The 14,713-nt window shown below is 68.5% G+C and carries 12 protein-coding genes; all 12 read right to left on the bottom strand.

Translation table 11 applies throughout. The annotated features are described in order from the left end of the window. Nucleotides 1-47 precede the first annotated feature (47 nt). On the bottom strand, nt 48-344 hold the full coding sequence (locus LK10_RS02855) for an AtpZ/AtpI family protein (RefSeq protein WP_052206903.1): 297 nt from the start codon (nt 342-344) through the stop codon (nt 48-50). After that, the gene (locus LK10_RS02860; RefSeq protein WP_231567568.1) at nt 337-873 is read right to left on the bottom strand and encodes a hypothetical protein; all 537 of its coding nucleotides are present in this window, start codon (nt 871-873) and stop codon (nt 337-339) included. The genes LK10_RS02855 and LK10_RS02860 overlap by 8 nt, the downstream gene beginning before the upstream one ends. Nucleotides 874-948: 75 nt before the next feature. Further along, complete coding sequence (locus LK10_RS02865) at nt 949-2,484, bottom strand: MraY family glycosyltransferase (protein ID WP_081998219.1); 1,536 nt, start codon at nt 2,482-2,484, stop codon at nt 949-951. A gap of 3 nt (nt 2,485-2,487) precedes the next feature. Then, nucleotides 2,488-4,371, bottom strand: coding sequence for a glycosyltransferase (locus tag LK10_RS02870; protein WP_052206867.1), 1,884 nt, complete (start codon nt 4,369-4,371; stop codon nt 2,488-2,490). Then, nucleotides 4,364-5,170 carry an L-threonylcarbamoyladenylate synthase gene (locus LK10_RS02875; RefSeq protein WP_043119945.1) on the bottom strand — a complete coding sequence of 269 codons (807 nt, stop codon included), beginning with the start codon at nt 5,168-5,170 and terminating at the stop codon, nt 4,364-4,366. The genes LK10_RS02870 and LK10_RS02875 overlap by 8 nt, the downstream gene beginning before the upstream one ends. Further along, nucleotides 5,167-6,087, bottom strand: coding sequence for a peptide chain release factor N(5)-glutamine methyltransferase (gene prmC / locus LK10_RS02880; protein WP_043119946.1), 921 nt, complete (start codon nt 6,085-6,087; stop codon nt 5,167-5,169). The genes LK10_RS02875 and prmC overlap by 4 nt, the downstream gene beginning before the upstream one ends. Before the next feature lie 4 nt (nt 6,088-6,091). Beyond that, the gene (gene prfA, locus LK10_RS02885; protein ID WP_043119947.1) at nt 6,092-7,165 is read right to left on the bottom strand and encodes a peptide chain release factor 1; all 1,074 of its coding nucleotides are present in this window, start codon (nt 7,163-7,165) and stop codon (nt 6,092-6,094) included. A 97-nt stretch (nt 7,166-7,262) separates the two neighbouring features. After that, entirely contained in the window at nt 7,263-9,377 is a 2,115-nt protein-coding gene (gene rho / locus LK10_RS02890) for a transcription termination factor Rho (RefSeq protein ID WP_043120165.1), read from the bottom strand. Between the two features lie 278 nt (nt 9,378-9,655). Further along, nucleotides 9,656-10,636 carry a homoserine kinase gene (gene thrB, locus LK10_RS02895; RefSeq protein WP_043120166.1) on the bottom strand — a complete coding sequence of 327 codons (981 nt, stop codon included), beginning with the start codon at nt 10,634-10,636 and terminating at the stop codon, nt 9,656-9,658. A 10-nt stretch (nt 10,637-10,646) separates the two neighbouring features. Next, on the bottom strand, nt 10,647-11,759 hold the full coding sequence (gene thrC / locus LK10_RS02900; RefSeq protein WP_043119948.1) for a threonine synthase: 1,113 nt from the start codon (nt 11,757-11,759) through the stop codon (nt 10,647-10,649). After that, a complete protein-coding gene (locus LK10_RS02905; protein WP_081998221.1) occupies nt 11,759-13,141 on the bottom strand; it encodes a homoserine dehydrogenase in 1,383 nt (460 codons plus the stop codon). The genes thrC and LK10_RS02905 overlap by 1 nt, the downstream gene beginning before the upstream one ends. A 19-nt stretch (nt 13,142-13,160) precedes the next feature. Beyond that, nucleotides 13,161-14,711, bottom strand: coding sequence for a diaminopimelate decarboxylase family protein (locus LK10_RS02910; RefSeq protein ID WP_231567570.1), 1,551 nt, complete (start codon nt 14,709-14,711; stop codon nt 13,161-13,163). Between the last annotated feature and the right edge of the window lie 2 nt (nt 14,712-14,713).

A 14,713-nucleotide genomic window follows, 5' to 3' on the forward strand; every position in this document is an offset into this window, starting at 1 on the left:
GGGGCGAGTGGCTTCGACCCCCACATGTGAAATTGTCGGTTGCTCCATCACGAGCCACCGTTCCCTTCGACGTCGTCGTCTCCGGATTCGGTCTTCGCTGGTCCGCGTTGCGGCGAGAAGAGTCCGTGCTTGCCGGCGAGGTACAGGCCACCAGCAATCCCCAGCAGGGCTCCAACGAGCACGAACCAGCTGGTTTTGAGGAGAGTATCCAGCCCCCACCCTATCAAACTCCAGACAAGGGTCCCGCCAATGATGTAGCTGAAGACGGCCATACCGCCGTTGTAGCCGCTGCCGCCCGATGGCGGTGGATTACGGGGCTCAGGAGCAGCTTCACGGTCAGGCACGAGGACCACCTTCAGGTGTCGCTCCAGAGGTCGGCGAAGCGCCTTGGCCGGGGTCTTCCGGGTCGTTGAAGATCTGGAGCCGCACGCGGCTGAACCCCCACAGCTCGACGGCCTGCCACACGACGACCGTCGCGATCCCGGTCGCTCCGAACCACGGAGGGTTGATCCAAGCAGGCGTGCCGATCCAGATCAGCACTGCCGCGAACCCGACGATCTTGATGAGGTACACGACGGCGAACATGCCGATCGCCCCAGCAGGATTGCGCCGCCCGACGAAATGACCCACGAGGAGGCTGATGGCGAAGAAGGCGATGACGACGACGGCGGCGAAGGCGACGCTCCCAGCGGCGGCGGCGCCCGTGGCCAGCCACGCGACGAGAGCGAGAACGGCGTCCAAGGCCGCGGTCGCGCCCGAGCAGAGGGCGGCGAGTCGCAGCCAGATTGAGGAGAAGGTCACGCCAGCGGGTCCGGTGCTGCGACCGGGGCGTGCGGGCGTGCTGTTCATCTCGAGCCGTTCGTCGGCGGCCATCCGTCGATGCTGTGCGTCATCGTAGCGGTGCCGGCGTGGGTGTGGGTGCGGTCTCTATTCTACATGAGATAGAACTCAATGGCCCACGCTCGGACGTGCGGCCACACCGCCCGTCGTCGCTTTCCACTGGGAAAGTGCCACCGCCGCCTGCGCTACGACCCACGCCGCTCCGCACACCCAGAGCGAGAGCCAGTACCAGCCCCTGTCCGACCAGGGGGGAGAGCCGACGACGAGGAGCGCAATCGCGAATGCGACCACCTTCATGAGCACATCGGCGACGAGGGTGCGGCGCCGGAACGGAAGCGTAGGAGCCGCGGCGTGGAGGATCACAACCGGCGCACCCCCGCAAACCCCCACGACCGCGAGCGAGAGGAACGTCGAGTAGAGCAAAGGCACTCCCCCGTTCCCGAGGCCCGTGAACCCGAGGAACGTGGCAGCCGCGACCGTCGCCGCGAACGGCACGGTGAACCGCGGAACCCACGGGGTAAAGCGCAGCCATACGCGCCGGACTGGGCTGCTGGCAACGTTCTCCCGGACCCACGGGTGCATGGTCAGAAATGCGACCGCGGGCAGGACGATGAGGTTGAAGACCGTGAGCGGGATCCACGGGACGAACGCGTACGCGACTCCGCCGAACGCGACGAAGGCGGTCCAGACGTACATGACGGCGACGGCTTGGCGGTGCGTGTAGCCGAGGTCGAGCAGCTTGTGGTGCACATGCTCGCGGTCGGGCGAGAAGGGTGAGCGTCCACTGGCCGTGCGGCGCAGGACGGCGAGGATGAGGTCGAGGAACGGGAGGACCATCACGACGATGGGCAGCACGACGGGGACGAAGGTGGGGATGCCTTCCGCCCGGTCGTACAGGCCCGAGGCAATCTGGCCCGTCGCGACAACACCACCTGTGGCCATGACGAGGCCGAGCAGCATGGAGCCGGAATCGCCCATGAAGATCTTCGCGGGATGCGTGTTATGCGGCAGGAAGCCCACGCAGATTCCTACGAGGAGTGCCATGAGGAGCGTCGAGAGATCGGTGTAGTCCGGCAGGAGTGCGTTCCGGTGCACCCAGTACGCGGTCAGGAAGAACGCAAAACCCCCGATGCCGGCCACCCCAGCCGCGAGACCGTCGAGGCCGTCCACGAAGTTGATCGCATTGACGGTGAGCACGATGAGGAACATCGTGAGGCCGATTTGGAGCCAAGGCTGGGTCACGGGTAGAAGGCCCAGGGGCAGGAACGTGACGCGCGGGCCCCACAGCGCCACGATTCCGGCCGCTACGATCTGGCCGGCGAGCTTCACCCAGCTGTTGAGGTCCACGATGTCGTCGATCGCGCCCAGCAGGACGATGAACGCCGCCCCTCCCAGCACGGCCCACGTCTGCGGTGTGTCGAAGAAGATCGAGCGGATCCAGACGGTCTGCGATGCCGCCCAGAACGCGGCGGCGAACCCCGCGAGCATCGCGATCCCTCCGAGACGCGGCACAGAGCGCGTGTGGACGTCTCGCTCACGTACAGGCGAGACGATCCCGAGCTTGAGAGCGACGACGCGCACTACCCCGGTCGCGGCATACGTGACGATGGCGGCCAGCATGGCCACGAGGACATAGATGAACATGGGTCAGCCGGCGGCCTCCCCCGAGCCCACCCTCGCTTGCTGCGCTGCGGCGGGAAGCTCAGTGAATGCGCTCCGATAGCTCCGTCGGCGTACCCGGGTGGGCACGAGGCGGTACGCGCCGCGCACGAGGACGTTGCGGCCGAAGGAAAGCGGCCCGAGATAGCCCGAGGCAAGCATGTGGCGCTGAAGCCGGAGCTCGGCAAGGAGCATCCGGCCTCCGCCCCGGCGGGCATAGGCACCGTCGCTCACGCGGTACAGCACGAGGACGTCCGGCACGTTGGCCCCGCGGCTTCCGCCGTGGAGCATCCTGGCCCACAGCCAGTAGTCCTCCATGTCCGGAACGCCCCGGTAGCCGCCCGCTGCCCGAACGGCCGAGGCCCTGTACATCACGCTCGGGTGATTGAACGGGGTGCGGAAGTCCAGCTGTGCCATGATCTCGCGGTGCGTCACTGGGACAGGACGGCTCGCGAAACGGTGGGACTCGTCGTCGCCGATCTCGGCTATCGCCGAACCGACGATGTCGTAGCCCTCTGCGAGAAGCGCCAGCTGCCGCTCGAAGCGCTCGGGCAGTGCGACGTCGTCCGCATCCATGCGGGCGACGACGTCGTGGCGGCAGCGCTCGAGCCCCGCGTCGAGTGCGCCGGCAAGGCCGACGCCCGCGGGGAGCCGCAGAACGTCCGCCGGATGATCGAGGTTGCCCTCGGCCTCACGCAGGACGGCCTCGATGTCATCCCCCACAGGCCCGTCGCGCACGATGACGAGCTGGGCCGGCGGGACCGTCTGGTCAACGGTGACCGAGGCGATCGCCCGGCTGACCCGGTTTGCCGCGTCTCCTGCATAGACGGGCAGGAGGACCGAGAACTCGGGGAAGGCGCCCCGCTCCCGTTGCGCACCCCGTTCCTGTTGCACGGGCGCGGCGGCTTCGCCCTGCGGGTCTGAGGGCGCGGCCCCGGGGAGGCCGCCAGCGGCGGCGAGAACCTCTTCATTCGGCCGCGGAGCGTGGGAGACCGCCTCGCACAGCCCTGCGAGGCCGGCCTTGAGCACGATCCCCGGGTGAGCGCTGTTCCGCACCATGACGCCCCAGCGCCGCAGGGTCGAGCCACCGTAGAGGAGTTTGTCCACCGGGGCGAGGGCGGGCGAGCGGAAGAACATCCACACCTTGTTCCGGACTTCGAAGCGGAAACGCTCCCCCACGTCCACAGTGTGCGAGTCGTATGCCTTCGTGTGATGCTCGACGACCGAGTCGAGGCTCGCGAGGGCGAGGCGCCGGCGGGCGAGGCGCGCGGTGAACTCGAAGTCGTCGTTCCAGAGGAAGTAGTCGGCAACAGGCAGGCCGAGGTCCCTGATGGCATCCGCATCCACGAAGAGCGAGACAAACGACGCCGAGCGAATGACCCTTGCCCGATGGCCGGCGGCGAAGGACCGGTCGGCGGGAGCTGCATCCCACCTGTCGCGCATGGTGTTCATCGGGTGGTCCCGGCCGTCGCTCCAGGCGACGCGGCTTGCGATGAACGCCGGCTTGTCAGTCGCAGGATAGGCCGCCCACAGGCGTAATGCCTCGGTGAGCGTGCGCGGCAGCGGAACCGTATCGTCGTCCATGATCCAGACGAGGTCGGGGCGGTGCCGCGTGAGAGCGGCGGCCATCCCGACGGCGAAGCCCCCGGCGCCGCCGGTGTTTTCGGCGAGACGGATCAGCTCGTATTCGAAGGGAACTTCCAGCCCCTCGAGGAACTCGCCCGATCCGTCTGTCGAGGCGTTGTCGACCACCACGAGCGCATCGGGGGCCCGCTCGCCCTCCGCAAGCGCAAGGAGGGACCGCTCGAGCAGCTCGCGTCGGTTGTAACTGACGACGACGGCGACTACCCGCGGCGCGCGGGCCTCAGTCACGCGGTTGCTCCGAGGTGACCCCCGCGATCGTTTCCTGCCCTGCTGCTGGCCCCTCGGCGTCGGTTTGCTCAAGCTCGGTGTTCTGAGGCGTGTTCTCGGGCGCGAGGGTCTCGGGCTCGGTGCTCTCGGGCTCCTCGCCCAAGCCGAGGATGTCCGGCACGATCTCCCGCAGGGCGTCGAGGCTCACACCGCCCTGGCGCACAACCCGCAGCCGCTCCCCCGTGCAGTCGATGATCGTCGACGGGACGCCCTCGGCACCGCCGCCAACCGGGCGGAACCCGCCGTCGAGGTAGACCTCGACGGACTCGGCGAGCTGGTCCTGGGCCTCGCCCGCGGTCTGAGCCGCCTTGTGCCCCGTGCGGTTCGCGGACGAGACCGCAAGCGGCCCGGTGATGGTCAAGAGTGCCTGGGCGACCTCGTCGTCAGGAATGCGGAGCGCGACGGTTCCCTGTGTATCGCCAAGGTCCCACGTCAGCGACGGCTGCGCATGGAAGATGAGCGTGAGCGGGCCCGGCCAGAACTTCTCGGCAAGGCGGCGCCCGGCATCCGGGACTTCGGTTGCGAGGCCGTCCATGGTCTGGAGCCGCGGGATCAGAACGGGCGGCGGCATCGACCGGCCGCGACCCTTCGCGGCCAGCAAGGTCGCCACTGCCTGAGCCGAGAACGCGTCGGCCGCGATGCCGTAGACGGTGTCCGTCGGCATCACGACGCACTGCTTGGCAGCGATGGCCCGCTGTGCATGAGCGAGCCCCTCGGCTCGCCGTTCCCGGTCGTTGCAGTCGTAGCTTGTGGTCGTCACGGCCTCAATTCTTCCACGGGCGAGGCCTCGACCCGGACAGCCGACGTGGCGCGTGGGAGGTCATTGAGGTCGCGATGCGAGGTCACACTGGTCCAGGCAGGGTCGCGGGCGAGGCGCGCCGAAAGGGCTTCAGCCTGTACCTCCGCGTGCTCCATGACGAAGAATCCGCCCGGACGCAGCAGTCGGGCCGCCGACGCAATCGTGGCGAGCGGGAGTTCGAGTCCGTCCTCACCGCCGCCGTACAGTGCAAGTTCGGGATCATGTTCCGCAGCCTCGGGCTCTCGGGGAACCATGCCTGCCGGAATGTACGGCGGGTTGCTCACGACGAGATCCACTTGGCCGTCCAATTCCGGAAATGCCGTGCGCAAGTCGCCGAGGACCAGCTCCACGCGGCCGCCCACCTCTGGCAGCGCGACGTTCCGGGCTGCCCACGCGTACGCGAATTCGGACAGCTCCACTGCATGTACTCGACTCGCCCGGCATTCGGCGGCGATCGCGGCGGCGATTGCTCCGGAACCAGTGCCGAGGTCGACGACGACGGGCGCCGCGAGCACCGGGCTCTGGGCCGAGATCCAGTCGAGCGCGAGGGTGACGAGGGTCTCGGTCTCCGGCCGGGGAACGAACACGCCGGGTCCCACGCTCAGCGTGAGGTGCCGGAAGTGCGCGGTCCCTGTCAGGTGCTGGAGCGGAACGCGCTTGGACCTCTCCTCGACGAGCTCCCAGAAGCCGTCCGGGACGCCGGCGCCGATGACCGCGAGGGAGCGGAGGCGCCCGAGCCCGCATCCAAGCAAATGATCGGCCAGCAGTTCCGCATCCGCTCGGGGGCTGGGCACACCCGCCTCGGCGAGCATCGCCGTCGCCCTTCGCAGCGCGCTCGCGAGGTCTTCGCCGCCCTCCTCGGAAGCAAGCGTGCCCACGTGCCTACTCGCCCAGCGCGTCGAGGCGATGCTGCTCGTCCATGTCGATGCAGGATTGCACCACGGGACCGAGGTCGCCGTTCATGACGGCATCGAGGTTGTACGCCTTGTAGCCGGTGCGGTGGTCTGCGATCCGGTTCTCAGGGTAGTTGTACGTGCGGATCCGCTCCGAGCGGTCCATGGTGCGGACCTGGGACTTGCGCACCTCGGCGTTCTCCGCGTCGATCTGTTCCTGCTGATGCGCAAGCAGGCGCGAGCGGAGGACCCGCATCGCGGCCTCGCGGTTCTGCAGCTGCGACTTCTCGTTCTGCATCGCCACGACGATGCCAGTCGGGAGGTGAGTGATGCGCACCGCGGAGTCCGTCGTGTTGACGGACTGGCCGCCCGGGCCTGACGAACGGTACACGTCGATCTTGAGATCGTTCGTGTTGATCTCGATTTCCTCGGGCTCGTCGACCTCCGGGAAAACGAGCACGCCCGCCGCCGAGGTGTGGATCCGTCCCTGCGACTCCGTCACCGGCACGCGCTGCACGCGGTGGACGCCGCCCTCGTACTTGAGGTGCGCGTATACGCCCTCCGCCGGGTCGTTGGACGAGCCCTTGATGGCGACCTGCACGTCCTTGTAGCCGCCGAGGTCCGACTCCGTCGAGGACAGGATTTCGGTCTTCCAGCCCTTCGATTCCGCGTAACGCGTGTACATCCGCAGGAGGTCGGCCGCGAAGAGTGCCGCCTCGTCGCCACCCTCACCGCCCTTGACCTCGAGGATGACGTTGCGTGCATCGTTGGGGTCCCGCGGAATGAGCAGCCGGCGAAGCCTCTCCTGCGCGGTCGCGAGCGAGGCCTCAAGCTCCGGCACCTCCGCGGCGAAGTCAGGATCCTCGGCCGCCATTTCCCGCGCCGCCTCAAGGTCGTCGGAGAGCTGCTTCCACCGGGTGTGGGCCTCGACGATGCCGTTGAGCTGAGCCGAGCGACGGCCGAGCTTCCGCGCGAGCGCCTGGTCCTGGTAGACCGCGGGGTCGCTCAGCTGCTTCTGCAGGTCTGCGTGCTCGTCCAGCAGTCCTTTCACGGACTCGAACATGTGGGGCCTTTCTTGAGGGTTTGGCGGATTCTGAGGCTCGAGAAACGACGACGGCGGCCGGCGCCGGAGTATCCGGGCCGGCCGCCGTGCGGGGCAGCTAGTGCTTGTCGTTCTCCGACTTCGACGCGAGCGTCGTCTTCTGCACCTGCAGGAGGAACTCGACGTTCGACTGCGTCTCGCGGATCTTGGACGTGAGCAGCTCGAGCGCCTGCTGGGTGTCGAGCCCGGAGAGCACGCGGCGCAGGCGCCACATGATCTTGACCTCGTCCGAAGAAAGCAGGTTCTCTTCCCGGCGCGTGCCGGAAGCGTTGACATCCACCGCGGGGAAGATGCGCTTGTCGGCGAGCTGGCGGGAGAGCCGGAGCTCCATGTTGCCCGTGCCCTTGAACTCCTCGAAGATGACCTCGTCCATCTTGGAGCCGGTCTCTACAAGCGCTGTCGCGATGATGGTGAGCGAGCCACCGTTCTCGATGTTGCGCGCCGCGCCGAAGAAGCGCTTCGGCGGGTAGAGGGCTGCAGAGTCGACACCGCCGGAGAGGATGCGTCCCGAGGCCGGCGCGGACAGGTTGTAGGCGCGGCCGAGGCGGGTCATGGAGTCGAGGAGCACCACCACGTCCATGCCAAGCTCGACGAGACGCTTGGCGCGCTCGATCGCGAGTTCGGCGACGGTCGTGTGGTCGTCCGCAGGACGGTCGAACGTCGAGGCAATGACCTCGCCGCGGACCGATCGCTGCATATCGGTGACTTCTTCAGGCCGCTCGTCGACGAGCACCATCATGAGGTGGACCTCAGGATTGTTGACGGTGATCGCGTTCGCGATGGACTGCAGGATGAGCGTCTTGCCAGCCTTCGGAGGCGAGACGATGAGGCCACGCTGGCCCTTGCCGATCGGTGCTACGAGGTCGATCACGCGAGGCCCGACCTTCTTCGGGTCGGTCTCGAGCCGCAGTCGCTCCGAGGGGTAGAGCGGGACGAGCTTGTTGAACTCGACGCGGTTCTTGAGATCCTCGGTGTTCTTGCCGTTCACGCTCGTCACCCGGACGAGGGCATTGAACTTCTGACGGCCGCCCTGGTTCTGGCGGTTGTCCTCGCCGTCGCGGGGCGCACGGATGGCGCCGACGACCGCGTCGCCCTTGCGCAGGTTGTACTTCTTGACCTGGGCGAGGGGCACGTACACGTCGTTCGGGCCCGGGAGGTAGCCGGACGTGCGGATGAACGCATAGTTCTCAAGGACATCGAGGATGCCGGCAACAGGGACGAGCACGTCGTCCTCAGTCACCTCGGTCTCATCGACGTCAGGGCCCTGGTTCCGGCCGCGCCGGCGGTCGTTGCGGTCGCGGAAGCGCTCGTTGCGGCCTTCCTCGCGGTCACGTTCGCGCCCGCGCCGGTTGCGACGGCTGCGGCGGTTGCCCCCGTCCTCGCCCTCGGAGTCGTCGCGACGGCGCTCCTGCTGGCCGCGGTCGCCGCGGTCGCCACGGTCGCCGCGGTCGCCACGTTCCCGGCGACGCTCACCGGCCTCAGCAGGCTGGCCATCGGGCTGACCGGCCTCGGCAGGCGCCTGCGCAGGAGCCTCGGCCGGGGCAGACTCGGGAGCGACCTCGGTGGCGGGGGCCGACTCGGCGACAACCGTGCCATCGCTCGCTGCACGACGGTTCCGGTTGCGGGTGCGCGGCTGACGCGGCGCCTCTGACGGAGCCGCCTCAGGCGCAGCCTCGGCACGCTCGGTGGTCGCCTCGCTCGGAAGCTGCTCCTGGGCGGGCTGAGCCTGAGTGGGCTGAGCCTGAGTGGGCTGAGCCTGAGTGGGCTGAGCCTGAGCAGGCTGTTCCTGAGCAGGCTGGGCCTGCACGGGTTGCGCCGTCTCGGCGGGCGCCGTCACGACACCGTCGCTTCCAGCGCGACGACGGGTGCGGCCTCGACCGCGCGCCGGAGCCGCCTCCTCAGCGGCGGGCGCAGCGGCTTCATTGGCCTCGGGAGCAGCGGCCGGCTGCTCGGACGGCTTGGCGGCCGGGGCGCTGCGACGCGCCACGGGCTCGCCCTTCTGGTGGGCGGAAATGGCGGCCACGAGGTCGCCCTTCCGCATGCGGGAACCGCCGGTGATACCCAGCTGGGAGGCCAGCGCCTGGAGCTGTGCGAGCTTGAGGCCCGCGATGCCCTTGGATTCAGGCGAAGTGGAGGCGTCCACTGCCGGGTTCAGCTCAGTGGTCTGTGTCACGAAGGATCCTTCCCCGTCGACTGCGGCAGCTATCAGAAGCGGCCGCATCGTGTTGGTGACCGCATTCAGATACAGCGGTCGGATGGCTGCTCCGTCGCGCCAGAACGGCGGAACGGAGCACACTGCGGATTCGCCCCAGGCGTACGAAGGGGGACAGAGCTTGCGGCAGCTGCAAGCGGGCTGACCGGCTGCGGAGCTGGTAGGGACGGCATTCGAAGCGGATGTGCTGGGCCTGCTGGATGTCCCGATGAGAAGGACGTGGGCCTGCGGGGCGAAAGCTACCGCGAATGCACTTCTACTCTAGCACCTTCAGAATCCACAGCGAGCCGCATGACACGCCAGCGAGTCTCGCCTCCCCGAGTCTCGCTTCCCAAGGCAAAGCGTTCGACGGCGGCCTGCACCTCGTCTGCTTCGGCTTCGCCTCCCGCGAGGGCAAGCACGGTCGGTCCCGCGCCCGAGACGACGGCGGCATGGCCTTCGGCCCGCAAGCGCTGGATGAGTTCCGCGCTCGGGCGCATAGCGGAGGCGCGGTAGCTCTGATGCAGGTAGTCCTCGGTGCCCGGGACGAGCAGCGACGGATCCTTCGTCAGGGCGTGCACGAGGAGCGCCGCCCGGCCCGCGTTCGCAGCGGCGGCCTGATGCGGCACGGAGGAGGGCAGGAGCGAGCGCGCAAGCTCCGTTGAGAGCTCGTAGTCGGGCACCGCAACGATCGGCACGACATCGGGATGCACACGGGCGATCGCCGTCCTGAACGCATCGCCGTCCTGCCATGACAGCGCGAGCGAGCCGAAGATCGCGGGCGCGACATTGTCTGGGTGGCCCTCGATCTCGCTGCAGAGCTGCAGTACCCATTCACGTCCGGGCCGCTCATTGAGCGGCACGAGTTCCGTCGCGGCCAACACGGCGGCCACGGTCGCCGACGCGGAGGAACCGAGGCCTCGCCCGTGGGGGCTCACATTCTCTGCCGTGATGCGCAGCCCCTCGCGGCGGTAGCCAAGCCGCGCGAGCGCTGCGTCGACCGTGCGCACTACGAGGTGGGTTGCGTCGCGCGGGAGAGTGTCGGCCCCCTCACCGCTGAGCTCGAAAGCCAACTCGCCGTCGTCGGCCGTCTCCACCCGGACCGTGTCGTAAAGCGAGAGGGCGAGGCCCAGGCTGTCGTATCCGGGCCCTAGGTTGGCGCTCGTCGCCGGAACCCGCACTGTGACGCGCTGCCCTGCTTCGACGGTCCGGAGCGAAGATTCCCGGGCAGTGGACTGCATGGTCACCGGATTACGGTTCAAGGCCAAGGACACCGGCGACGCTCACGACGTCGTTGGCAACCTTCACCGGCTCGACTTGCTCGCCGCTCTCTGTGCGGAGCGCCCACTGCGGGTCCTTCAGGCCGTGGCCGGTCACGGTGCACACGATCCGCTGCCCCGCCGGGACCTTCCCGGCTGCGTGCATCTTGAGCAGGCCCGCGACGCTCGCCGCCGAACCGGGTTCCACGAACACGGCCTCCTTGGCCGAGAGCCAGCGGTGCGCTGCCAGAATCTGCTCGTCCGAGACTGCGTCGATGAGTCCGCCGGATTCGTCGCGCGCTGCCACCGCGGTCTCCCATGAAGCCGGGTTCCCGATGCGAATAGCAGTCGCGATCGTCTCGGGGTGGGTGATGGGGTGGCCCGCGACGAACGGAGCCGCGCCCTCGGCCTGGAATCCCCACATCACGGGAAGCTTCGTCGAGACGGCCGGGAGGGTCCGCGCCTCGGCCCCCTCGCCGTACGAGGACTCGCCTGCGTACTCCTTGTAGCCCTTCCAGTAGGCCGAGATGTTGCCCGCGTTGCCGACCGGCAGCACATGGACGTCCGGCGCGTCCCCGAGGGCGTCGACGATCTCGAAGGCCGCCGTCTTCTGCCCCTCGATGCGGGCGGGGTTGACCGAGTTCACGAGGAAGACCGGGTAAGCCTCGGCGAGCTTGCGCGCGATCTCGAGACAGTCGTCGAAGTTGCCGTCCACCTGGAGCAGGGTCGCGCCATGCGCGATCGCCTGGCTCAACTTCCCCATCGCGATCTTGCCCTCGGGCACGAGGACGGCGCACGTGAGCCCAGCAGTGGTCGCGTAGGCGGCCGCCGAGGCGGAGGTGTTGCCCGTCGAGGCACACACGACCGCCTTCGCCCCCGCCTGCACGGCCGCGGTCATCGCCATGGTCATTCCCCGGTCCTTGAAGGAACCGGTGGGATTCATCCCCTCGACCTTGAGATACACCTCCGAGCCCGTGAGCGCCGAGAGCTGCTGGGCGTGGACGAGCGGGGTCCCGCCCTCGCCGAGCGTGATCACTCGGGTGGCCTCGGTGACGGGCAGACGATCGGCATATTCGCGGATGACTCCGCGCCACTGGTGGGCCACTAGACTCCTTCGACTCGGAGGACGCTCGTCACGGATTCGACGGCGTCGAGGTTCTTGATGTCCGCTACGGTTTCGGCGAGAGCCTTCTCCGTCGCACGGTGGGTCACGAAGCGCAGCTCGGCGCGGCTGTTTCCAGCACCCGCCGCACCGTCGCCGAGCGTCTGGCGCATGGCCTCGATGGAGACCCCGTGCTCTGCGAAGACGGCCGCGACCCTCGATAGGACGCCAGGCTGGTCAGCGACCTCGAGTCCGATGCTGTAGCTCGTGAAGATTCCTTCGACACCGGCCATCGGCAGTCTGCGTGTCGCCGTGTCGGTGCGCCCTGGCGCCCCCGCTACAAGGCGGCGTGCTGTCGAGACCAGATCGCCCATAACGGCTGACGCAGTGGGACGGCCGCCAGCTCCGGCGCCGTAGAACATGAGCTGACCGGCATTCTCGGCTTCGACGAACACCGCGTTGTACGCCCCGCGCACTGCGGCGAGAGGGTGCTCTCGCGGGAGGAGAGTCGGGTGGACCCGCACGCTCGTGCCCTCGGCGCCGTCCCCGTCGCCTAGCCGGACCAGCTCTGCGATCGCAAGAAGCTTGATGACGAAGCCCGAATCCTTTGCCGCAGCGATGTCCTCGGCCGTGACCTTGGTGATGCCCTCGCAGCGAACGTCGTCGAGGCTCACCGGGGTGTGGAAAGCGAGGGTCGCGAGGAGTGCGGCCTTCGCGGCGGCATCGTGGCCCTCGACGTCGGCCGTCGGGTCAGCCTCTGCGTACCCGAGCCGCTGGGCCTCGGCGAGCGCGTCGGCGAACGCGGCCCCGGTGGTGTCCATCTGGTCGAGAATGTAGTTCGTGGTCCCGTTGACGATGCCCAATACCCGGGTGATGCGGTCTCCCGAGAGGCTCTCGCGGATCGGCCGGATGATCGGGATGGCGCCTGCGACAGCGGCCTCGAAGCTCAGCTCGGCATTGTTGCGGTCCGCTTCCTCGAACAGCGCCGGCCCGTCTTGGGCGAGCAGCGCCTTGTTGCCCGTCACGACCGACGCGCCCTTGCGGATGGCGCGGAGGATGAGCGAGCGCGCCGGCTCTATGCCGCCCATGAGCTCGACTACCAGATCAGCCGAGTCGACCAGCGCCTCCGCCTCGTCCGTGAAGAGCTCCCGCGGGAGGTCGACGTCGCGCTTCGCGTCCATGCTGCGCACGGCGATGCCGGCGAGTTCGAGCCGCGCCCCCGAGCGGGCGGCGAGCGAGTCCCCGTCCTCGAGCAGGATGCGGGCCACCTGGCTGCCGACTGTTCCGCAGCCGAGCAGCGCAACTTTCAGCACCTTGCGTGCCTCGGGCGCTGCAGCATCGTCGAGGGCAGCTTCTGGCTCGGGCCGCGTCTGAGTCTCGGTCATCCGATCTCCCATCGGGTCGTCACACTCCCATGTCACGGGAGAGCAGGTCCTGTTCAGTTTCGCCGCGGACGATCCATCGCGCCGAACCGTGACGCACTGCGACGACCCCGGGCCGTCCGAGGTAGTTGTAGTTGCTCGAGAGAGCCCAGCAGTAGGCGCCTGTCCCCGGAACCGCGAGAAGATCACCGCGCCCGGCGTCGTCGGGAAGGTAAGCGTCGCGCACCACGATGTCACCGCTCTCGCAGTGCTTGCCGACCACGCGCGTGAGCTGCGGGGCGGCGTCGGAGGCCCGTGAGGCGAGCACTACTGAATAGTCCGCGTCGTAGAGGACGGGGCGCGCGTTGTCGCTCATGCCACCGTCGACGGAGAGGTAGCGTCGCACCGCCGTAGTTTCCGACGACTCTTCGCCGGGACCCGGCAGGTCTACGACCACGTCCTTGGTGACGCCCGCTCGATACAGGGTGAACGTCGTCGAGCCGACGATTGCGCGGCCCGGTTCGATCGAGATGCGCGGCGGCGTGATGCCCAGTTCGGCTGACGTCGAGCGGACGACGGCGGCCATTGCCTGAGCGATCTGCTGCGGCGGGCGCGGGGTGTCCACCGGCGTGTACGCGATCCCGTAGCCGCCGCCGAGGTCGAGTTCCGGAAGGGCGACGCCGTACGCCGAACGCATCGCTGCGAGGAACGTGAGCAGTTTGCTCGCCGCGAGCTCAAAGCCCTCAGACTCGAAGATCTGCGAACCGATGTGGCAATGCAGGCCGAGCAGCTCGATGCTGTCATGGCCTGCGGCCGCCGCGACCGCCTCTTCAGCGGCCGAGACGGCCCCGGCCGCGGCCTCTCCGGACTCCCCCGCGACCTCCGCCCGGAATTCAGCACTCGCCGTTCCGGGGGCCATCGACAGGCCGAATTTCTGGTCCTCGTGCGCCGTGGCGATGAACTCGTGGGTGTGCGCATGGACGCCGGGGGTCAGGCGCAGCATGACCTTCGCGCGCAGTTCGCGATGCTGGGGGTCTTGGCTTGCTCTTGCTGCAGCGATCGCCGCGACCCGCTCGAGCTCGTCGAGACTGTCCACCACAATGCGTCCCACACCCAGGTCGAGCGCGCGCTCGATCTCGGAGTCCGACTTGTTGTTGCCGTGGAGGCTCAACAGCTCTCCGGGGAGGCCTGCCTTGGCGGCCACGGCGAGCTCGCCGCCGGAGCAGGTGTCGAGCCGGAGCCCCTCCTCCGCGACCCACGCCGCGACGGCGGAGCACAGGAAGGACTTGCCGGCGTAGTAGACATCCACTCCCCCGCACACGTCGGCGAAAGCGGCGTCGAACGCCTCCTTGAACGCCCGCGCCCTGGCGCGGAAATCGTCTTCGCTCATGACGAAGAGCGGCGTTCCGAATTCGTGGGCCAGATGCTCCACGCTCACCCCACCCACGGCGAGCTCGCCGCTCGGGGTCCGCTCGACGTCGTGCGCCCACATCTTCGGCTCAAGCTCATTGAGGTCGCGTGGGAGCGCAAGCCAGGCCGGAGCCAGGGGGGACGCTGCGCGCGCACCCGATCCGGGCTGCATGTCCGGGGCCATGC

The organism is Sinomonas humi (genome assembly GCF_000802235.1).
Taxonomy (GTDB): Bacteria; Actinomycetota; Actinomycetes; order Actinomycetales; family Micrococcaceae; genus Sinomonas; species Sinomonas humi.